A 20,430-nucleotide genomic window follows, 5' to 3' on the forward strand; every position below is an offset into this window, starting at 1 on the left:
TCCTTGGACGTCATGTCAGGCCGATGCGCTTGCGCAGCTCGGCGGTAATCGATTGGCGGGTCTTGTCGTACCCGGCCCACGGGTCCCGCGCCTCGGCCAGGCGTTCGCCCAGGTTGTGCAGGGTCCATTGGCTGGCGCTCTTGAGGTCGGTCAGTTCTTCGCGGCGGATCGGTACCGAGACCGGCAAGCCTTCCCGGGCACGCAGCGAATAGGCGCACACCGTGGTGGCGCCGCGGGCGTTGCGCAGGTAGTCGATGAAGATGCGTCCCACCCGGTTCCTGGGCCCCGACACCGCCGAGAGCCGATCGGGGAACAGCCCGGCCATGTGCTTGACGATGGCGTGGCTGAACGCCTTGACCTCGTCCCAGTCGGCGCGCCGGGTGAGCGGCACGACTACGTGCATGCCCTTGCCACCGCTGGTCTTGAGAAAGGCCTGCAGGCCCAGCTCGTCAAGCAGCGCCAGGGTCAGCTGGGTGGCCTCGAGCATGGCCTTCCAGGGCAGCGCCGGGTCGGGGTCGAGGTCGAGCACGAAGCGGTCGGGCTTGTCGAAGTCCTTGGCGGTGGCGTTCCAGGTGTGCAGCTCCAGGGTGTTCATCTGCACCGCGCCGAGCAGGGTGTCGGCCCGTTCGATGATCATCACGCCCTGGCCGGCCTCGGCCTTGTCGTGGCTTTCCAGGCCCGGAATGTTGAGCTGCGCTGCGTTCTTCTGGAAGAACAGCTCACCGCCCAGGCCCTCCGGTGCGCGCACCAGCGCCACCGGGCGCCGCTTGAGGTGCGGCAGGATCCACTCGGCGACCTGGGCGTAATACTCGGCCACCTGGCGTTTGTCGGTGCCGCTGCTGGCGTCGATCACGCGATCGGGATGGGTGAGGTGCAGGGTCATGTCCGAGGCTTTGCGAGGGCGGGTCTTCACGGGGTTCTCCAGGCCGATGGCGCTGGCCGGCTTATCCTCGCGCAGGCCATGGAACACCGAATGGCGCACCACGCCCTCGCGGGTCATCTGGGCATAGGCCACTTCGGCCAGCAGTTGCGGTTTGAGCCAGTGCACGTCACGCACCTGCGCACCACTGGGCGGGTTGGCCACCTGGGGCGTGCTCACCTGCAGGGGCGTCAGGCGCGGGTGCAGGCTGTGCAGGGTGGCGCTGTTGAAGCCGGTACCGACCTTGCCGGCATAGCGCAACTGGCCGCTGTCGGCGTCGTGCAGGCCCAGCAGCAGGGCACCGAACGCGGCGCGGCTACCCTTGGGCTCGGTGTACCCGACGATCACGAACTCCTGGCGCTGCTTGCACTTGAGCTTGATCCAGCCGTTGCTGCGCCGCGACACATACAGGCTGTCGGTGCGCTTGCCGATCAGGCCTTCCATCTGCATCTGGCAGGCGCTGGCCAGCAGCGACTCGGCCGGTTGGTCGAAGTCGGCACTGAAGCGCAGGCGTTGCTCGTCGGCGTGCGCCAGCACCGCGGCCAATGCCGCGCGGCGCTCCTGCAGCGGGCACTGGCGCAGGTCCATGCCGTTGAGGTAGGGCACGTCGAACAGGTAATAGAGGATGTCGGCGTCGCGCTCGCTGTCGAAGGCGTTCTGCAGCGCCTGGAAGTCGGCAATGCCCTGCGCGTTGGTGACCACCATTTCGCCGTCCAGCCACGCCGACTGCAGCCCCAGGGCGGCCAGGGCCTTGGCCTGGTGCGCGAGCCTGGCGGTCCAGTCGTGGCCATTGCGGGTAAACAGTTGAACGCGCTTGCCGTCGATGCGCGCCATGATTCGATAGCCGTCGAACTTGACCTCGTAGCGCCAGTCGCCCTGGGGCGGTGATTCCACCAGGGTCGCCAGTTGTGGTGTGAGCGTCGCCGGAAGGGCCGCTTTCCTGGCCGCGCTCAATGTCTCTGCGTTGCCAATGCGGCGCGGTGCTGGCGTGGCCTTGGGCTTGCCGGTGCCCTTGGTGCGCGGGATCAGGCTGCGCTCGCTGAGCACGCTATCGGGCTGGGCCTGCAGCACGTCGTAGTCGGCCTGGGCGCGTGCCGCCTCGTCGTCCGACTTGACCAGCATCCACTGCGCCTTCTTGCCGCCCAGGCGTGTGCGGAACAGGTGCCAGGTACCGCCCAGCTTTTCCCCGTGCAGGCGAAAGCGCAGCTTGCCGTTGGCGTAGCCCTTGGCCGGGTCGCCTTCGGGCAGCCACACGCCACGGTCCCACACGATCACGTCGCCGGCGCCGTAGTGGCCCTCGGGGATGCTGCCTTCGAAGCTGGCATAGTCCAGCGGGTGGTCTTCGACATGCACGGCCAGGCGCTTGACCGTGGGGTCCAGTGACGGGCCCTTGGGGATCGCCCAGCTCTTGAGGGTGCCGTCCAGTTCCAGGCGCAAGTCGTAGTGCAGATGGCTGGCATCGTGCTTCTGGATGCAGAACTGCAAGGCCTGCGCCCTGGCGCTGCGCCGCGATTGCCCGGCCGGTTCCGGGGTGGCGTCGAAGTTGCGCTTGCGCTGGTACTCGTGCAGTGGCTTGGCCATTGCGGTGCTCCATAGGGCTGGGTGAATCAGCGGGGCCTATGAAGTGGGAGAGCGCACGGGGCAGGGGAGTTCAATCGGCTTGACCGGCCTTGCGCAGGGTCAGGTTGATGCGGCGTGGGCCGAGCAGGGCATGCTCGCCGTCCTTGAGCGGGTTGACCCCGTGAAAGCGCAGGCGGTCTTCGCCGCCCCACACCATCACATCGCCGTGGCGCAGGCCGACCTTGCGGGTGGGCTCGCTGCGGGTGTGGCCGCCGTACAGGAACACCGCCGGCAGGCCCAGCGACACCGACACGATCGGCTGGCTGAAGTCACGCTCATTGCGGTCCTGGTGCAGGGTCAGGCGGTGGCCTGGCAGGTAGTGGTTGATCAGGCAGGCATCGGGCTCAAAGCCCTGAAAGCCGGCGGCTGTGGCGGCTGCCTCGGCCAATTGGGCGAGCAGTGCGGGCAGGCTCGGCCAGGGTTTGCCGGTGAGCGGGTCGTGGGTGCTGTAGCGGTAGCCGTGGCGGTCGCTGATCCAGCCCAGTGCGCCGCAGTTGGTGATCGCCACTTCAATATTGCGTCCGCCGGGGGTGAGCTGGTTGCGAAAGGGGGCCACGCGCAGAATGCTGCGCAGGGCGGGCAGCAGGTGCTCGACATGCGCCAGGGCGAAGCCGGGCAGCACCACGGTGTGCTTGCCGATCCATTCAGGGGTGCCGGCGGCAGGTGGGTCGAACAGGTCGAGTTCGGGTTGTTTCATGTTCACGCTCTGTGGGAGCTGGCTTGCCAGCGAAGACGTCGGGCCATCCAGTACAAGGCAACAGACCTTACAAAGGCATTGCCACCTGTCTATGCTTGGGCCTCATGGACCCCATCATACCCCCTGCGCCAACCCTGCCCACCCGGCGCTTGCATCTGCGAGCGCGAGCGCCTGCTCGAAACGCCGGGCGCCGACCTGCGTATCCTGCGCCTGACCCGGCAGGAAGAGAACCGCCTGCTCGAACGCCTCGAAAACCTGCAAAGCCTGCCCGACCTCGAACACCTGCAACGGCGCCTGTTCGAGCAATTGGGCATTCGCCTGCAGATTGCCCCCGGCCCCAACGAGGTGCGCACCATGCGCGGCATCCGCATCGAAATCGACGCGCTGCCCGGGCTGTGCCGCAAGACCCGCCAATCCATCCCGGCCGCCATTCGCCGCGCCCTGGAAAAACGCCCCGAGATCGCCTACCGCCTGCTGGATGCTCACGATCTGTTTGGCCTTTAGTCACCATCGCGGCGCGCTTCCTACCTGCCAGTAGCAACGATGCACAACATTGGCTCGCAACCTGCATTGTTCCGAAGCACTGATAGCTGATCGATTGGTCAGGCACTGGCCACTGCCGTGCTGCTACCTCACTGCTCAAGGCCGCCCTGCATGACGCTTGCTGAACACATTGACGCGCCGCCTGACGATACGGGCTGGAACGCCGAACTGAACCTGCGGTTCGTACTGGGCGAAGACCGGACCCGAATTGGTGCGCGCCGACATTTTGGCCCACTTTTGGTGCAGCGTCCTTTCTATCCGGAAGGGGCACCGTGCCATGTCTATATCCTGCACCCGCCGGGCGGTGTGGTGGGCGGTGATCGCCTGGCGCTGAACATTCATATGGAGGCTGGCAGCCACGCACTGCTGACCATGCCAGGCGCCACCAAGTTCTACCGCAGCGCCGGCCCCACTTCGATCCTGCGCCAGCATTTTCACCTGGCCGCAGGCAGCACCCTGGAATGGCTGCCGCAGGACAGCATCTGCTTCCCCGGCGCGCGGGTGTCGCTGCACAGTCGCTTCAGCCTGGCCCCCGGCGCACGCCTGCTGGCCTGGGAAACCCTGTGCCTGGGGCGTCCGGTGATGGGTGAAACCTTCAGCCACGGCGCGCTCGACAGCCGCCTGCAGGTCGACCTGCCAGATGAGCTTGGCCTGCACGAGCGCCTGCGCCTCGAAGGCGGGCGCCTGGACAAGCTGGCGGGCTATCCGCTGCTGGCGACCTTCTGCGCGGCACCGGCCAACGAGCGGCTGCTCGAACAGGTGCGCGACCTGATCAACGACCTGCCCGTACCCGCCGGGGCAACCCTGCTGGGACACCTGCTGGTGGTCCGCCTGCTGGACCACGACAACCAACGCCTGCAATCCACCCTGCAGCGGATATGGCGCACCCTGCGCCCGGCCATTGTCGGCCTGGCGCCATGCCCGCCGCGCATCTGGGCCACTTGAGAGAACGCACCATGGAGCTGACCCCGCGAGAGAAAGACAAACTGCTGCTGTTCACCGCCGCGCTGCTGGCCGAGCGGCGCCTGGCCCGTGGCCTGAAGCTCAACTACCCGGAAGCGGTGGCGCTGATCAGTGCCAGCGTGATGGAAGGCGCCCGCGACGGGCGCACGGTGGCCGAGCTGATGAGCCTGGGCCGCGAGGTGCTGAGCCGCGAGCAAGTGATGGAAGGCGTGAGCGAAATGATCCATGACGTGCAGGTGGAGGCCACCTTCCCCGACGGGACCAAGCTGGTCACCGTGCACGACCCGATCGTCTGAACCGGCCAGGAGAACGGCATGATTCCCGGAGAACTACAGGTCGCCGACGGCGACATCGAACTCAACGCCGGTCGCACCACGCTCAGCGTCAGCGTGGCCAACCATGGCGATCGCCCGATCCAGGTCGGTTCGCACTACCACTTCTATGAGGTCAACGACTTCCTGGTGTTCGAGCGCGAGGCCACCCGTGGCTTTCGCCTGGACATCGCCGCCGGCACCGCCGTGCGCTTCGAGCCGGGCCAGTCGCGTACCGTGCACCTGGTGGCCTACGCCGGCAAGCGCGAGGTATACGGCTTCCAGGGCCGGGTGATGGGCAAGCTGGAGGCGGTGGCATGAGCCGAATTTCCCGCCGTGCCTATGCCGACATGTTCGGCCCTACCGTGGGCGACCGCGTGCGCCTGGCCGACACTGAACTGTGGGTGGAGGTCGAGAAGGACTTCACGATCTACGGCGAAGAGGTCAAGTTCGGGGGTGGCAAGGTGATCCGCGACGGCATGGGCCAGGGCCAGATGCTCGCCGCCGAGGCGATGGACCTGGTGCTGACCAACGCGTTGATCATCGACCACTGGGGCATCGTCAAGGCCGATATCGGCGTCAAGAACGGGCGCATATTCGGCATCGGCAAGGCCGGCAACCCCGACGTGCAGCCGGGCGTGACCCTGCCGGTTGGGCCAGGCACCGAGGTGATTGCCGCCGAAGGCAAGATCGTCACCGCCGGCGGCATCGACTCGCACATCCACTTCATCTGCCCGCAACAGGTCGACGAGGCACTGGTGTCGGGCATTACCACCTTCATCGGCGGCGGCACCGGGCCGGCCACCGGCACCAACGCCACCACCTGTACTTCGGGCACCTGGTACCTGGCGCGCATGCTGCAGGCCGCCGACGAGCTGCCGATCAACATCGGCCTGCTGGGCAAGGGCAACGCTTCGCAGCCCGAGGCCCTGCGAGAGCAGATCGCAGCCGGCGCAGTAGGGCTCAAGTTGCACGAAGACTGGGGCTCGACGCCGGCGGCGATCGACTGCTGCCTGAGCGTGGCCGAAGAAATGGACGTGCAGGTGGCGCTGCACAGCGACACCCTCAACGAGAGCGGTTGCATCGAGGACACCCTGGCCGCCATTGGCGATCGCACCCTCCATACCTTCCATACCGAAGGCGCGGGCGGCGGGCATGCACCGGACATCATCCGCGCAGCCGGTTACGCCAATGTGCTGCCGTCCTCGACCAACCCGACCCTGCCGTACACCGTCAATACCGTGGACGAGCACCTGGACATGCTGATGGTGTGCCATCACCTGGACACCAGCATCCCCGAGGACGTGGCCTTTGCCGAGTCGCGCATCCGCCGCGAGACCATCGCTGCCGAAGACATCCTGCACGACATCGGCGCCTTCTCCATGACCTCGTCGGACTCCCAGGCCATGGGCCGGGTCGGCGAAGTGGTGCTGCGCACCTGGCAGGTCGCGCACCAGATGAAGCTGCGCCGTGGCCCACTGGCGCCGGATACCGCGCGCAGCGACAACTTCCGGGTCAAGCGCTACATCGCCAAGTACACCATCAACCCGGCGCTGACCCATGGCATCGCCCATGAAGTGGGCTCGCTGGAAGCCGGCAAGCTGGCTGACCTGGTGCTGTGGCCGCCGGCCTTTTTCGGGGTCAAGCCGGCGCTGGTGCTCAAGGGCGGGATGATCGTGATGGCGCCCATGGGCGATATCAATGGCTCGATCCCCACGCCGCAGCCGGTGCACTACCGGCCGATGTTCGGCGCCCTTGGGCAGGCACGCAACGCCACGCGCATGACGTTCCTGTCCCAGGCGGCAATGGACCGTGGCGTGCACCACGAACTGGGCCTGCGCAGCCTGATCGGCGTGGCGCGGGGCTGTCGCACGGTGCGCAAGGCCGACATGCGGCACAACGGCCTGATGCCGACCATCGAGGTGGATTCACAAACCTACGAAGTGCGCGCCGATGGCGAGCTGCTGGTGTGCGAGCCGGCCAGCATCCTGCCGATGGCGCAGCGTTATTTTCTGTTTTAAGGAGCGAGCATGATTCTGTTGACGCAACGCCTGGGCGAGGCCGGGCCTATCAGCGCCACGGCCACCCTGAGCCTGGACACGCGCATCAAGAGCCGCGTGCGCATCACCCTGGACGATGGTCGCGATGCCGGCCTGATGCTCGAGCGCGGCCAGTTGATCCGAGGCGGCGAGCTGCTGGCCGATGCCGAGGGCGTGGAGGTGGTGCGCATCCTGGCGGCCGCCGAGCAGGTCTCGACGGTGCGCTGCGCTGACCCGCTGCTGCTGGCGCGCGCCGCCTACCACCTGGGCAACCGGCATGTGCCGTTGCAGATCGAGCGCGAGTTCGTGCGCTACCAGCATGACCATGTGCTGGACGACATGGTGCGCGGTTTCGGCCTGCAGGTGTCGGTGGAGCAGGCGCCGTTCGAACCGGAGGCCGGTGCCTACCAGAGCGCGCCTCACAGCCACAGCCATAGCGACCATCTGTTCGTGCGTTTGCCCGCACCCGCCCTCTGAATTCGACCTGGAGCCTGACCCATGAAAAAGACCTTTGCCCTTGTACTGTTGCTGATTGCCGTGCCGGCCTTCGCGCACCCGGGCCACGACGCCAACCCGCTGCAGGACGGCCTGCTGCACCCGCTGACCGGCCTTGACCACCTGTTGATGCTGCTGGGCACGGGGGTACTCGCCGCGCTGACCGGGCGCAGCCTGGCATTGCCATTGGCGACGCTGGCCGCGATGTTCGGCGGTGCGCTGCTGGGCCACCTGTTCGGTGGGGTGATCGGCATGGAAAGCATGATCATCGGTTCGTTGCTGGTGGCTGCCGCGGCGTTGTTGCTGCCGCGTCGCCAGGTGCTGCTGGCACTGATCATGCCGGTGTTCGCCCTGTTCCATGGCTGGGCCCATGGCGTGGAAGCCAGCCCCGGCGCGTTCTGGGTGTTCAGTGCCGGCTTTGTCGCGGTCAGCGGTCTGTTGCTGCTGGCGGGCTTTGCGGGCGGGTGCCTGCTGCGCCGTCATGCTGGCCTGCAGAAGGCCTTCGGTGGTGGCTTGCTGGCGGGTGCTGCATTCGTGCTGGCCGGCTGATGAGCAGCGAACTGCACTTGCTGCGCCTGCTGCAGCTGACCAGCGCGAACCTGCCGGTGGGGGGGTTTACCTACTCGCAGGGGCTGGAATGGGCGGTGGAGGCGGGCTGGGTGAAGGGCGCCGAGGGCTTTCGGGCCTGGCAACGCGAGCAGTTGCACGACACCCTCGGCCACCTCGACTGGCCCTTGTTGCAACGGCTGTACCGCGCCTGCCGCGAAGACGATGCCGAGGCGTTCGCGGGGTGGAGCGCGTTTCTGCTGGCCAACCGAGAAACCGCCGAGCTGCGCCTTGAAGAGCGCCAGCGCGGCAAGGCGCTGGCGCGAATGCTCGATGGCTGGCAGCTGTGCCAGGCCCCGGCGTGGCGTGCCAGTGTCGAGTTGAGCCAGCTGGGCGGGATGGCCTGGCTGGGGGCGCACTGGGAGATTCCGTTGCGCCAGCTGGCCCTGGGGCATGCTTTTGCCTGGCTGGAGGGCGCGGTAATGGCTGGGGTCAAGCTGGTGCCGTTCGGCCAGCAGGCGGCCCAGACCCTGCTGCGCGACCTGAGCGTCGAGTTGCCCGAGGTGCTCGAAAGGGCGCTTGAACTACCTGATGAAGCGTTGGGTGGAGGCTTGCCGCTGCTGGCGATCGCCTCGGCCCGGCATGAAACCCAATACACCCGATTGTTCCGATCTTGAGGAAACTGCCATGCAAAGCTATCAGCAACCCCTGCGCGTCGGTGTCGGCGGCCCGGTCGGCTCTGGCAAGACCGCGCTGCTTGAAGCGCTGTGCAAGGCCATGCGCGACGACTACCAGATCGCCGTGGTCACCAACGACATCTACACCAAGGAAGACCAGCGCATCCTGACCGAGGCGGGGGCGCTGGAGCCTGAGCGTATCGTCGGCGTGGAGACCGGCGGCTGCCCGCACACGGCGATCCGCGAAGATGCCTCGATGAACCTGGCGGCGGTGGAAGAGCTGGCGCGCAAGTTTGGCAATCTGGAGGTCATCTTCGTTGAAAGCGGCGGTGACAACCTGAGCGCCACCTTCAGCCCGGAGCTGGCGGACCTGACGATCTACGTGATCGACGTGGCCGAAGGCGAGAAGATCCCGCGCAAGGGCGGGCCGGGGATCACCAAGTCGGACTTTCTGGTGATCAACAAGATCGACCTGGCGCCGTATGTGGGGGCGTCGCTGGAGGTGATGGAGAAGGACACCCAGCGCATGCGGCCCGAGCGGCCGTGGACCTTCAGCAACCTCAAGACCGGGCAGGGCCTGAGTGCGGTGATCGATTTCATCGTCGAGCGGGGGATGTTGAAACCCGCGGCATGAAAAACCAGTGGTGATTCCACCGGCCCCTTCGCTGGCTGACCAGCGAAGGGGCCAGGCTGGACAACATCGACCTTGCGGCTGTATACAGTGTGCCCACCAAGGGGAGCCCGGCACAGGGCTGAGAAACCGCAAGCGCACGCAGCGCGGTGACCCTTTGAACCTGATCCGGATCATGCCGGCGAAGGGATGGGATCTAGCGCCTGCCTTTTTGCCGGCCTCACTGCGAGGCCGCTCCATGCCCGACACTCAACGCTTCACCCAACGCCTGCGGGCCAAAAGCGAACCGACCTGGTCGGCGGCCGTCAGCCACCCTTTCGTGACGCAACTGTGCGACGGCAGCCTGCCGGACCCGGTGATGGTGCGTTACCTGGTGCAGGACCACCGCTTCATCGACAGTTTCGTGACCCTGCTCGGCGCCGCGATCGCCACCGCCGACACCTTCGACGCACGCCTGCGCCTGGCGCGCTTTGCCGGCATGATCGCCAGCGATGAAAACACCTACTTCCTGCGCGCCTTCGAAGCGCTGGGTGTCAGCCAGGCACAACGCACCGAGGCGCCCGACACGCTGCCCACCGCAGGCTTCAAGGCGATCATGCGCCAGGCGGCGGCCACCCGTTCCTATGCGGCGGTGCTGGCAGTGCTCAACGTAGCCGAGGGCCTTTACCTGGACTGGGCGCTCAAGGCGCCCAAGCCGCTGCCGGACAATTTCGTGCATGCCGAGTGGATCACCCTGCATGACAACCCTGCGTTCAGTGACTTCGTCGCTTTCCTGGGGACGGAGCTCGACCGTGTGGGCCCGCACGAGGAGGCCATCAGCAGTGACTTCTTCCTGCGCACAGTGAAGCTTGAAAAAGAATTCTTCGATGCCGTTTACCAGGGGTGAACCAATGGACATCTTCGAACGCCTCAAGAGCGCAGCAGCCCCGGCGTGGTCGAGCTACGTCGACCACAGTTTCGTGCGCCAGATGGGCGAGGGCAGCCTGCCTGAGCAGGCGTTTCGGACCTACCTGGTGCAGGACTACCTGTTCCTGATCCAGTTCGCCCGGGCCTGGGCGCTGGCTGCCTACAAGAGCCGCCGCCCCTCGGATATCCGTGCGGCGCAGGCCGGCCTGGCCGCAATCCTCGATGAAACCGAGCTGCATGTACGCCTGTGCGCACGCTGGGGCCTGTCCAAGGCCGACATCGAGGCCGCGCCCGAGCATCAGGCCACGGTGGCCTACACCCGTTTCGTGCTCGATTGCGGCGCGGCCGGGGATCTGCTCGACCTGCATGTGGCATTGGCGCCGTGCGTGATCGGCTATGCCGAGATCGGCCGGGCATTGAGCCCCGACGGCGTGGCGGCGCTGGGCGATCATCCGTACCGCGAGTGGATTGGCGAGTATGCCGGTGAGGGTTATCAGGGCGTGGCCACGGCGGCGCGCCTGCACCTGGACGAACTGGCGGCGCGCAGCATGACCGAGCAGCGCTTTGCCGAGCTGGCGGCGATATTTGCGCAGGCGTCGCGCCTGGAAGCGGATTTCTGGCAGATGGGATTGGCGGGGTACTGACGGGCGTCTTCGCTGGCAAGCCAGCTCCCACAGGTCTCTCACTGGATCCAGGAGCAGTGGGGGTCCTGTGGGAGCTGACCTGCCAGCGAAGACGGCAGTGCTCGTGACGACCTACCGTGCGGCAACCACGGCCGCCACCGCATCGATCTCGATCTGCATCCCGTCCAGCGCCAGCCGCGGCACCGGTATCAGCGTGCAGGTCGGCTTCATGTGCGTACCCCACGCCGCATTGGCAGCGGCTACCCACAACGCAAGCTTCGCTTCGCTGTGGTCGACGATCAGCAGGGTCAGCTTGAACACATCGGCCAGGCTCGCGCCTCTGGACTCGAGCGCGATACCCAGGTTGAGCAGCGCCTGCCTGGCCTGTTCGGCAAAGTCCGCCGACAGCGTACCGGCAAGGTCTTCACCGCCCTGGCCGGCGATGTACAACAGCTTGGCGGCGGTACTGACCTCTGCCACGTGCGAGTACGCATTGGCGCTGGGGTCGTAGAGACCTTCGGGATTGGACAGTGCGAAGGGGGCAGGGCGGTTGGCAAGGCTCATCGGGGCGACTCCGTTCAAAAGAGCCGCAAGGGTAAAACCTCGAGTTAGGTTGAGGTCAAGCGCTTGTCATCATCCCGAAAATACAATCCCGGTACGTGATGCCGCATTCCTCACATGCTCCTCCATCGCCTTCTTCGCCGCGGCCCCTGAATGCCGTGCCAGTGCGCGCAGAATCTTGCGGTGCTCCTGCCAAGTCTCCATCGCCCGCTCGGGCCGAATGAACGGCAGCTTCTGGCTCTCCATGAAAATCGCCTTGCTGCTGGTGATGACGTTCAACATCGCCTGGTTGCCACTGGCCTCCAGAATGTGCCGGTGAAACTCGAAATCCAGCTGCGCCGCTGCCTCGAAATTGCCGGCCTTGAGCTGCACGCGCATGGCTTCGACATTGTCCGTCAGCGCATCGATCGCATCGCTTGTCAGCGACGTGGCAGCCTGTCCGGCAGCAAAACCCTCCAGCACATAGCGCAACTGAAAGGTGTCGGCGGCCGACACCTGTTCGGCAAACGGCCAGGCAAACCAGGGGCCGGCAGGCTCGCTGGCGCGGGCCGCGCCTTGCACGAACACGCCTTTTCCCGGTTGCACGCTGACCACCCCGCGTGCACTCAGTGAAGACAATGCCTCGCGCAGCGATGCCCGGCTCACACCCAACTGCTGCGCCAGGTCGCGCTGCGAGGGCAGGCTGTCGCCGGCCTGGTAGCCGCCATCGCGAATCAACCGCTGGATGCCTTGTACGGCCAGTTCTGGGACGGCACCACGGGTGGGGGTTGCGAGCATCTGTTCAGACCAGTCGGATCAACGAAGCTGCTGTTTTACGACCTTTCCACCCCCCAGCGCAAGTGGCGCCCCAGCCTGGCGCACGCCCGCAGGCCGCTGCCAGAAAGGGGTGCGAGCCCACGCCTGATCAGTTGGTCAACATCCTGACTGTTCAGACCAGTAAGACCGCCACGGGCCGCGACCTGGCGGCCAGCGGCAATGCTCGCGGCGCATTCTGGCATGCGCAGTGCATTGGCTCGACTCAGCAAATTCAGCCGCCCACCCCCGAGGTCGTGACCCATGAGTAAATTTCGCAACTTGCTGCTTGCCACTGCGCTGTGCTCCGGTGCCCTGGTTCACTTCACTGCCCAGGCCGATGCACTGAGCGATATCAGCCAGCGTGGCGTACTCAAGGTAGCCGTGCCGCAGGACTTCCCGCCGTTCGGTTCGGTCGGCCCGGACCTCAAGCCGCGCGGCCTGGACATCGACACCGCGCAACTGCTGGCCGACAAACTGGGGGTCAGGCTGGCGCTGACACCGGTAAACAGCACCAACCGCATTCCGTTTCTCACCACCGGCAAGGTCGACCTGGTGATCTCCAGCCTGGGCAAGAACCCCGAGCGCGAAAAGGTCGTGGACTTCTCCGCCCCCTACGCGCCGTTCTACCTGGGCGTGTTCGGGCCTGAAGGCAGCGCCGTGGAGAACATCGAGGCCCTGAATGGCAAGACCATCAGCGTCACCCGTGGCGCCATCGAAGACATGGAACTGAGCGCTGTCGCCCCCAAGGGCGCAACCATCAAGCGCTTCGAGGACAACAACTCGACCATTGCCGCCTACCTGTCCGGCCAGGTCGACCTGATCGCCAGCGGCAGCGTGGTGATGTCGGCCATCGCGGCGAAGAACCCGGCCAAGGTGCCGGTGCTCAAGGTGCAGCTCAAGGACTCGCCGGTGTATGTGGGCCTGGCCAAGCAGGAGCCGGCCTTGCTCGCCAAGGTCAATACGATCCTGGCCGAGGCCAAGGCCGATGGCAGCCTCAACCGCAATGCCGAGAAGTGGTTGAAGCAGCCATTGCCGACCGGTTTCTGAGCGAGTACAGCCGATGGCCTATCAATTCGATTTCGCCCCGGTACTGCAGCAGGCTGACCTGCTGCTCAAGGGGGCACTGTTCACTCTGGAGCTGACCGTGATCGGCACCGTGCTCGGGGTTGCCCTGGGCCTGGTCGGCGCCGTGGTGCGAGCGTGGAACCTCAAGCCGTTCAACTGGGTGTTCGGGATGTATGTGGAGCTGATCCGCAACACGCCGTTCATTGTGCAACTGTTCTTCATCTTCTTCGGCTTGCCCGCGCTGGGTGTGCGCATGACCGAATGGCAGGCGGCCGCGTTGGCGATGGTGATCAACCTGGGTGCGTACTCCACCGAGATCATCCGCGCCGGTATCCAGGCGATCCCGCGCGGGCAGCTGGAGGCCGCGGCGGCGTTGGCCATGAGCCGTCTGGAGACGTTTCGCTACGTGGTCATCCGCCCGGCCCTGACCAAGGTATGGCCGGCGCTGTCGAGCCAGATCGTGATCGTCATGCTGGGCTCGGCGGTGTGTTCGCAGATCGCCACCGAGGAGTTGTCGTTTGCGGCCAACTTCATTCAGTCGCGCAACTTTCGTGCGTTTGAAACCTACCTGCTGACCACCCTGGTGTACCTGGCCATGGCCATTCTGGTGCGCCAGTTGCTCAATGCGCTGGGCCGTCGTTTCGTGCTGGGGAGACGCTGATGGAATTTACCCTGTGGGACATCGTGCGCAACCTGCTGGTGGGGTTGCAGTGGACGCTGCTGCTGTCGCTGGTGGCCTTCGTGTTCGGCGGCGCCACTGGCCTGCTGATGCTGCTGGGGCGTATCTCCGAGCGCCGCCTGCTGCGGGTGCTGGCACGCGGGTACATCGAGTTGTTTCAGGGCACGCCGTTGCTGATGCAACTGTTCATGGTGTTTTTCGGTATCGCGCTGTTCGGCCTTGATGTGTCGGCGTGGATGGCGGCAGCGATTGCACTGACCCTGTTCACCAGTGCATTCCTGGCCGAGATCTGGCGTGGCTGCGTCGAATCGATCCCGCGGGGGCAATGGGAGGCGAGTGCGAGCCTTGCGCTCAACCGCTATGAGCAGTTGCGCTACATCGTGCTGCCACAGGCGTTGCGCATTGCCGTGGCGCCGACCGTGGGGTTTTCGGTGCAGGTGGTCAAGGGCACGGCGGTCACCTCGATCATCGGTTTTACCGAGCTGACCAAGACCGGCGGCATGCTTGCCAATGCCACCTTCGAACCGTTCATGGTCTATGGCCTGGTTGCACTGGGCTACTTCCTGTTGTGTTTTCCGCTGTCGCTGGGTGCCCGTCACCTGGAAAGGAGGCTGTATGTCGCTGGTTAGAGTGTCTGCGCTGCACAAGTACTACGGTGATAACCACGTGCTCAAGGGCATCGACCTGAGCATCGAGCCGGGGGAAGTGGTGGCGATCATCGGCCGCAGCGGTTCGGGCAAGAGCACCTTGCTGCGTACGCTCAATGGGCTGGAGTCGATCAACGACGGCGTGATCGAGGTCGATGGCGAGTACCTCGACGCCCAGCGTGCGGACCTGCGCAGCTTGCGCCAGAAGGTGGGCATGATCTTCCAGCAGTTCAACCTGTTCCCGCACCTGAGCGTGGGCGAGAACGTGATGCTGGCCCCGCAACTGGTGAAGAAGGCGCGCAAAGCCGAGGTGCGTGCGTTGGCCGAGAAAATGCTGGAGCGGGTAGGGCTGGGCAACAAGTTCGATGCCTACCCTGATCAGCTGTCGGGTGGGCAGCAGCAGCGCGTGGCGATTGCGCGTGCACTGGCGATGTCACCCAAGGTGTTGCTGTGCGACGAGATCACCTCGGCGCTGGACCCGGAGCTGGTGAACGAGGTGCTCAGCGTGGTGCGCGAGCTGGCCCGTGAGGGCATGACGCTGGTGATGGTCACGCACGAGATGCGCTTTGCCCGTGAGGTGGGTGACAAGCTGGTGTTCATGCACCATGGCAAGGTGCATGAGGTGGGTGATCCGAAGGTATTGTTCGACGCGCCGCAGACAGCGGAACTGGCCAACTTCATTGGGAGTGTGAGTTGAACAGGGCGGTCAACGCCGAACCTCAATACCGCTTGAGAAACACCCGCTGCGAAGGCACCGGACCCTTGATCAGCCGGATCAAATCACTGGCCTGCAAGGTGAATGGCCTGGAGTAGTAATAGCCGACAAAGAACCCCGCCGCCTTCATGGTGCAAGGTAGCACCGGCTTTCGCTTGAGCATGTCGAGCGCGGCCTCATCGCTCAGGCCGCGGTACTGGTCTTTCTTCTGGAAGCTCAGCGTCGAGATGAACAGACCATCACGCGGCGGCGAGTCATCACGCACGATCTCACCGATCAGCGAATACGCCATGCGATGGTCATACGCCAGGTTTTCATCCTCGGTGATCGAGCACTCGATCCGCGTGCCCAACTGGCTGGTCTTGCCGCGAAAGGCGTCGAGCACGTCCACATCGGCGGCAAAGGTCAGGGTGTACACGCTGTGCCTGCCGTCGAGCTGTTTTTGCAGGCTGATCGGTTCGACCGTGGCCTTGGCGCGAGGGATGAACAGGGAGCAGGCCGTGAGCTGGCTGAGCAGCAGCACCACGGCAACGAGCGGGAGGGGATGCATGGTTCGTCCATGAAAGCGAAAAGGCGCCTTGATACACCAAATGCCGCCACAGCGCACAAACATTTGCTGACGCCCCGGCACTGCGTCATCCTGCGCGCCCGCCACGTTCAAGGATGACGCTGCATGCCCCTGTTCCACCGCCTCGTTGCAGGCTGCATCCTGGCTGCCAGCGCCCTGTTCACCAGCGGCTGCGTGAAGGACCACGGCATCGACCCGATGCCCCTGCGCTTGCTTTCGTTCACCGATAACACGCATCGCTACGACCTGCGCTTTCAGGCCGATGAAGACCTGCTCAGCCTGTTCGAACGCCACACCGGCAATGGCCAGATCAGCGAGCGGCTGGTATGCGCGCTGGACGGTGACGAGAACTTCGACCTCGAACACGTCATCAGCTACAACCTGTCCGGCTCGCCGGAGTTCGAAAGCCGTGCAGCCGATGGCAGCTTCAACTACCTGGCGCAGATGAGCTTCAGCAAGACCGAGCCGAACCGCTCCACCAGCACCGATCTGACCCGCGAAACCATCCAGCGCCTGCTCGAAAAAAGAACCACCATCCCCTGCAAGCTGTACATCACCGCATTCCCGTACCACGCATATTTCACGCTGGTCATGCGCATCCCCGTATCGGTGTTGCTACCCGAGGTAGACAAGCATGACTATCGCCCCTATATCCCGCCGTACGTGTGGGCAGCGCCCACGTTGCCCGACGCCACGCCGCTGGCCCCTTTCGCCAGGCAGGTAGAAGCCACGATGTACAGCGCCCGCCTGCCCATCACCGACGCGGAAACGGGCAGGGCGCTGCCGCGCGTGGCCTATGTGATCCAGCGCAAGGACGGCTATCTGGAATACGGCACCAGCGACAGCGAGGGCTACACCCACGAGGTGATGTCGCTGACGCGGGAAACCATCAAGCTTTACCTGGTGGACTAGGGGTATCATCTGCGGCCTGTTTTCTGCCGCACCGCACGAGAGGAACCCAACGTTTTGCCTGATCCACAGCCCATTTCCCTGCACAACCCCCTGCTGCAATACCTCGCCCGGCTGGCGCCCTCCAGCCAGCTGACCATGAAGTACATCCTGCAGGATGCCGCCGACCGCCTGGGTTTCGAGGACAGTGACATCAACGAGGTGCCCTGGCACCTGCTCGAACCGGGCCATGTCACGGCGCTGGTGGCGGCGTTGCGCGCCGATGGCTACGCACCCAACACCTCGTCGCTGTACGTCAACGCGATTCGCGGGGTCATGAACGAGGCCTGGCGCCTGAGCCTGATCAGCCAGGACCAGTTGCTCAAGATCCGCACGGTCAAGGCCGCCCAGGGCACGCGCCTGCCGGTGGGCCGCAACCTCAAGCGCACGCTGATTCGCGAGCTGATGGACGCCTGCGCCGCCGACCCGCGCCCGCAAGGGCTGCGCGACGCGGCGGTGATCGCGTTGCTGTACGGCACCGGGATGCGCAAGAGCGAGTCGGTCAACCTGGGCCTGGCGCAGATCGACTTCAGCGAGCGCAGCCTGCAGGTGGTGGGCAAGGGCAACAGGCAACTGATCAAGTACGCGCCCACCTGGGCGTTCGACAAGCTCAATGCCTGGCTCGCGTTTCGTCGTTCGCAGTTGCCCGAAGGGCAGGCCGACGACGACTTTCTGTTCAACCGCATCCGTCGTGGCAGCCATATCACCCGCGAACGCATCACCAAGCATGCGATCTACTACATCGCGCGCCAACGCGGCACCCAGGTGGGGGTGAAGATCATGCCGCACGATTTTCGCCGCTCGTTCATCACCCGCGTGATCGAGGAACACGACCTGTCGATTGCACAGAAGCTGGCGCACCACAGCAACATCCAGACTACCGCCAACTATGATATGCGGGACGACAATGAGCGACGGCGCGCGGTGGACCGTTTCGACTGCTAGTGAATGCTCGACGCCAGTTCGAAAATCGGCATGTACATCAAGATCACGATCACCCCGATCAGCAGCCCGATGAAGGTCATCAGCAGCGGTTCGAACAGGCGCACGAACCATTCGATCCAGCGGCTGATTTCCTCATCGTAGAAGTCGGCGCTGCGTTCCATCATCTGGCCCACGTTGCCCGACTGCTCGCCGGCCCGCAGCAGGCGCAGCGACACCGGCGTTACCAGCTCACCGGCCTGTAGCGCCGCCGACAGCGACAAGCCTTCGCGTACCCGTTCGCAGGCCTGGTCCAGGCGCTCGCTGGCCGCAGTGCCGAGCAAACCGCGGGCCATGCCCATGGCGGTGAGGATCGGAATCCCCCCCTGCAACAGAATCCCCAACGAGCGATAGAAGCGCGCCAGTTCGTACATCACCAGGCGCCGGTGCAAGGCCGGCAGGCGCTCCAGTTGCCGCGTGAGCCAGCGGCGCACCGCAGGCTGGCGTTGCAGGACGGCGAGGGTGATCACGCCGCCGACGGTAGCGGCCCCCAGCGCCGCCTGATGGGCATGCAGGAACATCCCCGCCTGCATCAGCATCTGCGACAACCACGGCAGGCTCGCGCCCAGGCCATCGAACACCAGGCTGAAGCGCGGCACCACATACCCCAGCAGGAACAGCACCACGCCACCGCCCACCAGCAACAGCAGCAGTGGGTAGATAGAGGCGCTGACGATCTTCTGCCGCACCTCGTCCATGCGTTGGCGATAGGCCACGTAACGGCCCAGCGCCTCGGCCAGGGCGCCGGTCTTTTCGCTGGACTGCACCAGCGCCACGTACAGTGCCGGGAATACCGCCGGCAACTGCCCCAGGGCCTGGGACAGCGACTTGCCTTCGTACAGCAGGCGTACCAGTTCATCGAGGGTCTTGCGCGGTGCCGGTGCGGTTTCTTTTTCGGCCAGGCTCTGCAAGGCGTCGATCAGCGGCAGGCCGGCGTTGAGCAGGGTAGTCAGTTCCTGGCTGAACAGCACCAGGTTGAAGGCCTCGCGCCGGCGCCAGCGCAGCCGTCCGAAACGTTCGGCGCTGCGCAGGCTGACCACGCGCAGGCCCTGTTGTTCGGCCATCTGGCGGGCCTGGGCGGGGTCTTGTGCTTCAAGCTCGAGGGCCACTACGCCACCCTTGCCCAGGGCCTTCAGGGCGAACCGCATGTGCGCCTCCTACTGCCAGCTGGTGATTTCGGCGTTCTCGCCGTCACCACCGGGCTGGCCATCCTTGCCCATCGACAGCAGGTCGTACTCGCCGTTCTCGCCGGGGTAGCGGTAGATGTAGGCATGTCCCCAGGGGTCTTGCGGCACCTTTTTCTGCAGGTAGGGGCCTGACCAGCGGGCCTCGTCGCTGGGTGCGCTGACCAGCGCCTGCAGGCCCTGTTCGGCCGAGGGGTAATGGCCGACTTCCAGCCGGTACAGGTCCAGGGCCTTGCTCAGACCCTCGATCTGCGCGCGCGCCACCTTGGCCTCCGAGCGGCCCAGCTGGCTGAAGTATTTGGGCGCGACAATGCCGGCCAGCAGGCCGAGCACCACCAGTACCACCAGCAGTTCGAGCAGGGTGAAGCCGCGTTGGGTGAAGTGTTTGTTGTTGTTCATGGGCGGGCCTCCGTCAGGTTGCCAAGGGCCTTATGCAAGAGTCATGCGCGACTTGGTCGGGTGCTGCAAGGGCGAGGGGGTAGGCCGGCACAGTGCTTGCGTTAACCGTTTAAAACCTCGCCAAGCGGGGGATAACCCCCACTTTTTGGGGATGCAACGGGGAGGCGGCAACATGCGCATTCTGACGACGGCAGTGCTGGCCTGGCTGGCATCCGCGCAACCGGTCCAGGCCGACGTGTACATCTCGGTGTCGGCCAACGGCAGCTATGTGCTGTCCAACGTTCATCGGCCTGGGCGCCATTACCAGCGGGTGGTGGCTGAGCCTGGCGCGGTGGCGCAGGCCAGCAGTGCCGGGCCGCAGCTGATTACCGGCATGCCATACGCAGAATTGATTGCGGCGGCGGCGCAGGCCAACGATGTGCCGGCGGCATTGCTGCATGCGGTGGTGCAGGCCGAGTCGCGCTACAACCCCAACGCGCGTTCGCCCAAGGGGGCGGTGGGGTTGATGCAGTTGATGCCGGATACGGCTCGGGAGCTGGGGGTGGACGATGCGTTGGACCCGGCTGCCAACCTGCAGGGTGGTGCGCGTTATCTCAAGCGCATGCTGACCTTGTTCGACAATGATGTGAGCTTGGCGGTGGCGGCGTACAACGCGGGCCCGGATGCGGTGTTGAGCCGGGGCAGGGTGATCCCGCCGTTTGCCGAGACGCAGCGTTATGTGCCGAGCGTGCTGAAGCAGTATCGGCGATTGCAGGGGTTGCCGTAGGAGTGGGGGGTAGTGGGTGCACTGAGATCTGTTGTCGAGCTAACAGGGCTGACAACTCAAATCTCACAGGCCATGGTGCGTTGCAATCGATGTGGGAGCTGCGGTGCGACGATTCGACTTGCCAGCGAAGCGCCGCGCGGGCGGCGCTCGAT

General features: G+C 65.2%; 25 protein-coding genes and 1 riboswitch. Of the genes, 18 read left to right on the forward strand and 7 right to left on the reverse strand.

Annotation, left to right across the window (positions count from 1 at the left end):
* Nucleotides 1-10: 10 nt before the first annotated feature.
* Nucleotides 11-2,500, reverse strand: coding sequence for a DNA ligase D (ligD, locus tag KUO17_RS25010; protein WP_217978240.1), 2,490 nt, complete (start codon nucleotides 2,498-2,500; stop codon nucleotides 11-13).
* 70 nt (nucleotides 2,501-2,570) lie between these two features.
* On the reverse strand, nucleotides 2,571-3,236 hold the full coding sequence (gene alkB / locus KUO17_RS25015) for a DNA oxidative demethylase AlkB (RefSeq protein WP_217978241.1): 666 nt from the start codon (nucleotides 3,234-3,236) through the stop codon (nucleotides 2,571-2,573).
* A gap of 78 nt (nucleotides 3,237-3,314) precedes the next feature.
* On the opposite strand from alkB, the gene KUO17_RS25020 reads away from it, so the two are divergent.
* From KUO17_RS25020 to KUO17_RS25070, 11 genes are all read left to right on the forward strand, one after another.
* Nucleotides 3,315-3,740, forward strand: a complete 426-nt coding sequence (locus KUO17_RS25020; protein WP_217978242.1) for a hypothetical protein — start codon at nucleotides 3,315-3,317, stop codon at nucleotides 3,738-3,740.
* 150 nt (nucleotides 3,741-3,890) lie between these two features.
* Nucleotides 3,891-4,724, forward strand: coding sequence for an urease accessory protein UreD (locus KUO17_RS25025; protein ID WP_217978243.1), 834 nt, complete (start codon nucleotides 3,891-3,893; stop codon nucleotides 4,722-4,724).
* A gap of 11 nt (nucleotides 4,725-4,735) precedes the next feature.
* Nucleotides 4,736-5,038 carry an urease subunit gamma gene (locus KUO17_RS25030; protein ID WP_217978244.1) on the forward strand — a complete coding sequence of 101 codons (303 nt, stop codon included), beginning with the start codon at nucleotides 4,736-4,738 and terminating at the stop codon, nucleotides 5,036-5,038.
* Between the two features lie 18 nt (nucleotides 5,039-5,056).
* A complete protein-coding gene (locus tag KUO17_RS25035; RefSeq protein ID WP_217978245.1) occupies nucleotides 5,057-5,374 on the forward strand; it encodes an urease subunit beta in 318 nt (105 codons plus the stop codon).
* The gene (gene ureC, locus KUO17_RS25040; protein WP_217978246.1) at nucleotides 5,371-7,074 is read left to right on the forward strand and encodes an urease subunit alpha; all 1,704 of its coding nucleotides are present in this window, start codon (nucleotides 5,371-5,373) and stop codon (nucleotides 7,072-7,074) included. The genes KUO17_RS25035 and ureC overlap by 4 nt, the downstream gene beginning before the upstream one ends.
* A gap of 9 nt (nucleotides 7,075-7,083) precedes the next feature.
* On the forward strand, nucleotides 7,084-7,569 hold the full coding sequence (ureE, locus tag KUO17_RS25045; protein WP_217978247.1) for an urease accessory protein UreE: 486 nt from the start codon (nucleotides 7,084-7,086) through the stop codon (nucleotides 7,567-7,569).
* A gap of 21 nt (nucleotides 7,570-7,590) precedes the next feature.
* Nucleotides 7,591-8,136, forward strand: coding sequence for a HupE/UreJ family protein (locus KUO17_RS25050; protein ID WP_217978248.1), 546 nt, complete (start codon nucleotides 7,591-7,593; stop codon nucleotides 8,134-8,136).
* Nucleotides 8,136-8,810, forward strand: a complete 675-nt coding sequence (locus KUO17_RS25055) for an urease accessory protein UreF (RefSeq protein WP_217978249.1) — start codon at nucleotides 8,136-8,138, stop codon at nucleotides 8,808-8,810. The genes KUO17_RS25050 and KUO17_RS25055 overlap by 1 nt, the downstream gene beginning before the upstream one ends.
* Before the next feature lie 10 nt (nucleotides 8,811-8,820).
* The gene (gene ureG / locus KUO17_RS25060; RefSeq protein ID WP_217978250.1) at nucleotides 8,821-9,444 is read left to right on the forward strand and encodes an urease accessory protein UreG; all 624 of its coding nucleotides are present in this window, start codon (nucleotides 8,821-8,823) and stop codon (nucleotides 9,442-9,444) included.
* A gap of 89 nt (nucleotides 9,445-9,533) precedes the next feature.
* Nucleotides 9,534-9,648, forward strand: a riboswitch (TPP riboswitch).
* Between the two features lie 31 nt (nucleotides 9,649-9,679).
* Nucleotides 9,680-10,327, forward strand: coding sequence for a TenA family protein (locus tag KUO17_RS25065; RefSeq protein ID WP_217978251.1), 648 nt, complete (start codon nucleotides 9,680-9,682; stop codon nucleotides 10,325-10,327).
* A gap of 4 nt (nucleotides 10,328-10,331) precedes the next feature.
* Nucleotides 10,332-10,991 (forward strand): TenA family protein, encoded by a 660-nt coding sequence (locus KUO17_RS25070; RefSeq protein WP_217978252.1) that lies wholly within the window; start codon nucleotides 10,332-10,334, stop codon nucleotides 10,989-10,991.
* A 111-nt stretch (nucleotides 10,992-11,102) separates the two neighbouring features.
* On the opposite strand, the gene KUO17_RS25075 is transcribed toward KUO17_RS25070, so the two are convergent.
* Entirely contained in the window at nucleotides 11,103-11,534 is a 432-nt protein-coding gene (locus KUO17_RS25075; protein WP_217978253.1) for a RidA family protein, read from the reverse strand.
* A gap of 69 nt (nucleotides 11,535-11,603) precedes the next feature.
* Nucleotides 11,604-12,308, reverse strand: coding sequence for a FadR/GntR family transcriptional regulator (locus KUO17_RS25080; RefSeq protein ID WP_217978254.1), 705 nt, complete (start codon nucleotides 12,306-12,308; stop codon nucleotides 11,604-11,606).
* A 279-nt stretch (nucleotides 12,309-12,587) separates the two neighbouring features.
* On the opposite strand from KUO17_RS25080, the gene KUO17_RS25085 reads away from it, so the two are divergent.
* The 4 genes from KUO17_RS25085 to KUO17_RS25100 are packed head-to-tail and all read left to right on the forward strand — an operon-like array spanning nucleotide 12,588 to nucleotide 15,414.
* Nucleotides 12,588-13,373, forward strand: a complete 786-nt coding sequence (locus KUO17_RS25085; RefSeq protein WP_217978255.1) for a transporter substrate-binding domain-containing protein — start codon at nucleotides 12,588-12,590, stop codon at nucleotides 13,371-13,373.
* Nucleotides 13,374-13,386: 13 nt separating this feature from the next.
* A complete protein-coding gene (locus KUO17_RS25090) occupies nucleotides 13,387-14,052 on the forward strand; it encodes an amino acid ABC transporter permease (RefSeq protein ID WP_217978256.1) in 666 nt (221 codons plus the stop codon).
* On the forward strand, nucleotides 14,049-14,699 hold the full coding sequence (locus KUO17_RS25095; RefSeq protein ID WP_217978264.1) for an amino acid ABC transporter permease: 651 nt from the start codon (nucleotides 14,049-14,051) through the stop codon (nucleotides 14,697-14,699). The genes KUO17_RS25090 and KUO17_RS25095 overlap by 4 nt, the downstream gene beginning before the upstream one ends.
* Nucleotides 14,686-15,414: an amino acid ABC transporter ATP-binding protein gene (locus KUO17_RS25100; RefSeq protein WP_217978257.1), complete on the forward strand. Its 729-nt coding sequence runs from the start codon at nucleotides 14,686-14,688 to the stop codon at nucleotides 15,412-15,414. The genes KUO17_RS25095 and KUO17_RS25100 overlap by 14 nt, the downstream gene beginning before the upstream one ends.
* Before the next feature lie 22 nt (nucleotides 15,415-15,436).
* On the opposite strand, the gene KUO17_RS25105 is transcribed toward KUO17_RS25100, so the two are convergent.
* Nucleotides 15,437-15,982: a hypothetical protein gene (locus KUO17_RS25105; RefSeq protein WP_217978258.1), complete on the reverse strand. Its 546-nt coding sequence runs from the start codon at nucleotides 15,980-15,982 to the stop codon at nucleotides 15,437-15,439.
* A gap of 123 nt (nucleotides 15,983-16,105) precedes the next feature.
* On the opposite strand from KUO17_RS25105, the gene KUO17_RS25110 reads away from it, so the two are divergent.
* Nucleotides 16,106-16,912, forward strand: a complete 807-nt coding sequence (locus KUO17_RS25110) for a hypothetical protein (protein ID WP_217978259.1) — start codon at nucleotides 16,106-16,108, stop codon at nucleotides 16,910-16,912.
* Between the two features lie 135 nt (nucleotides 16,913-17,047).
* Nucleotides 17,048-17,893 carry a site-specific integrase gene (locus KUO17_RS25115; RefSeq protein WP_255263788.1) on the forward strand — a complete coding sequence of 282 codons (846 nt, stop codon included), beginning with the start codon at nucleotides 17,048-17,050 and terminating at the stop codon, nucleotides 17,891-17,893.
* Here the strand turns inward: KUO17_RS25115 and KUO17_RS25120 are convergent.
* Nucleotides 17,890-19,077 carry a type II secretion system F family protein gene (locus KUO17_RS25120; protein ID WP_217978260.1) on the reverse strand — a complete coding sequence of 396 codons (1,188 nt, stop codon included), beginning with the start codon at nucleotides 19,075-19,077 and terminating at the stop codon, nucleotides 17,890-17,892. The two genes, KUO17_RS25115 and KUO17_RS25120, sit on opposite strands and share 4 nt — an antisense overlap.
* Before the next feature lie 9 nt (nucleotides 19,078-19,086).
* The gene (gene gspG, locus KUO17_RS25125; protein WP_217978261.1) at nucleotides 19,087-19,512 is read right to left on the reverse strand and encodes a type II secretion system major pseudopilin GspG; all 426 of its coding nucleotides are present in this window, start codon (nucleotides 19,510-19,512) and stop codon (nucleotides 19,087-19,089) included.
* Between the two features lie 172 nt (nucleotides 19,513-19,684).
* On the opposite strand from gspG, the gene KUO17_RS25130 reads away from it, so the two are divergent.
* A complete protein-coding gene (locus KUO17_RS25130) occupies nucleotides 19,685-20,278 on the forward strand; it encodes a lytic transglycosylase domain-containing protein (protein ID WP_217978262.1) in 594 nt (197 codons plus the stop codon).
* Nucleotides 20,279-20,430: the final 152 nt, after the last annotated feature.

The sequence above is a fragment of the Pseudomonas aegrilactucae genome (genome assembly GCF_019168305.1).
Taxonomy (GTDB): domain Bacteria; phylum Pseudomonadota; class Gammaproteobacteria; order Pseudomonadales; family Pseudomonadaceae; genus Aquipseudomonas; species Aquipseudomonas aegrilactucae.

Coding starts and splice junctions, on each gene's coding strand:
- KUO17_RS25130 (WP_217978262.1), top strand. CDS start 19,685: ATGCGCATTCTGACGACGGCAGTGCTGGCCTGGCTGGCATCCGCGCAA.
- KUO17_RS25050 (WP_217978248.1), top strand. CDS start 7,591: ATGAAAAAGACCTTTGCCCTTGTACTGTTGCTGATTGCCGTGCCGGCC.
- alkB (WP_217978241.1), bottom strand. CDS start 3,236: ATGAAACAACCCGAACTCGACCTGTTCGACCCACCTGCCGCCGGCACC.
- KUO17_RS25065 (WP_217978251.1), top strand. CDS start 9,680: ATGCCCGACACTCAACGCTTCACCCAACGCCTGCGGGCCAAAAGCGAA.
- ligD (WP_217978240.1), bottom strand. CDS start 2,500: ATGGCCAAGCCACTGCACGAGTACCAGCGCAAGCGCAACTTCGACGCC.
- KUO17_RS25105 (WP_217978258.1), bottom strand. CDS start 15,982: ATGCATCCCCTCCCGCTCGTTGCCGTGGTGCTGCTGCTCAGCCAGCTC.
- KUO17_RS25100 (WP_217978257.1), top strand. CDS start 14,686: ATGTCGCTGGTTAGAGTGTCTGCGCTGCACAAGTACTACGGTGATAAC.
- gspG (WP_217978261.1), bottom strand. CDS start 19,512: ATGAACAACAACAAACACTTCACCCAACGCGGCTTCACCCTGCTCGAA.
- KUO17_RS25120 (WP_217978260.1), bottom strand. CDS start 19,077: ATGCGGTTCGCCCTGAAGGCCCTGGGCAAGGGTGGCGTAGTGGCCCTC.
- KUO17_RS25035 (WP_217978245.1), top strand. CDS start 5,057: ATGATTCCCGGAGAACTACAGGTCGCCGACGGCGACATCGAACTCAAC.
- KUO17_RS25080 (WP_217978254.1), bottom strand. CDS start 12,308: ATGCTCGCAACCCCCACCCGTGGTGCCGTCCCAGAACTGGCCGTACAA.
- KUO17_RS25115 (WP_255263788.1), top strand. CDS start 17,048: ATGAAGTACATCCTGCAGGATGCCGCCGACCGCCTGGGTTTCGAGGAC.
- KUO17_RS25110 (WP_217978259.1), top strand. CDS start 16,106: ATGCCCCTGTTCCACCGCCTCGTTGCAGGCTGCATCCTGGCTGCCAGC.
- KUO17_RS25085 (WP_217978255.1), top strand. CDS start 12,588: ATGAGTAAATTTCGCAACTTGCTGCTTGCCACTGCGCTGTGCTCCGGT.
- KUO17_RS25090 (WP_217978256.1), top strand. CDS start 13,387: ATGGCCTATCAATTCGATTTCGCCCCGGTACTGCAGCAGGCTGACCTG.
- ureC (WP_217978246.1), top strand. CDS start 5,371: ATGAGCCGAATTTCCCGCCGTGCCTATGCCGACATGTTCGGCCCTACC.
- ureG (WP_217978250.1), top strand. CDS start 8,821: ATGCAAAGCTATCAGCAACCCCTGCGCGTCGGTGTCGGCGGCCCGGTC.
- ureE (WP_217978247.1), top strand. CDS start 7,084: ATGATTCTGTTGACGCAACGCCTGGGCGAGGCCGGGCCTATCAGCGCC.
- KUO17_RS25055 (WP_217978249.1), top strand. CDS start 8,136: ATGAGCAGCGAACTGCACTTGCTGCGCCTGCTGCAGCTGACCAGCGCG.
- KUO17_RS25025 (WP_217978243.1), top strand. CDS start 3,891: ATGACGCTTGCTGAACACATTGACGCGCCGCCTGACGATACGGGCTGG.
- KUO17_RS25030 (WP_217978244.1), top strand. CDS start 4,736: ATGGAGCTGACCCCGCGAGAGAAAGACAAACTGCTGCTGTTCACCGCC.
- KUO17_RS25075 (WP_217978253.1), bottom strand. CDS start 11,534: ATGAGCCTTGCCAACCGCCCTGCCCCCTTCGCACTGTCCAATCCCGAA.
- KUO17_RS25070 (WP_217978252.1), top strand. CDS start 10,332: ATGGACATCTTCGAACGCCTCAAGAGCGCAGCAGCCCCGGCGTGGTCG.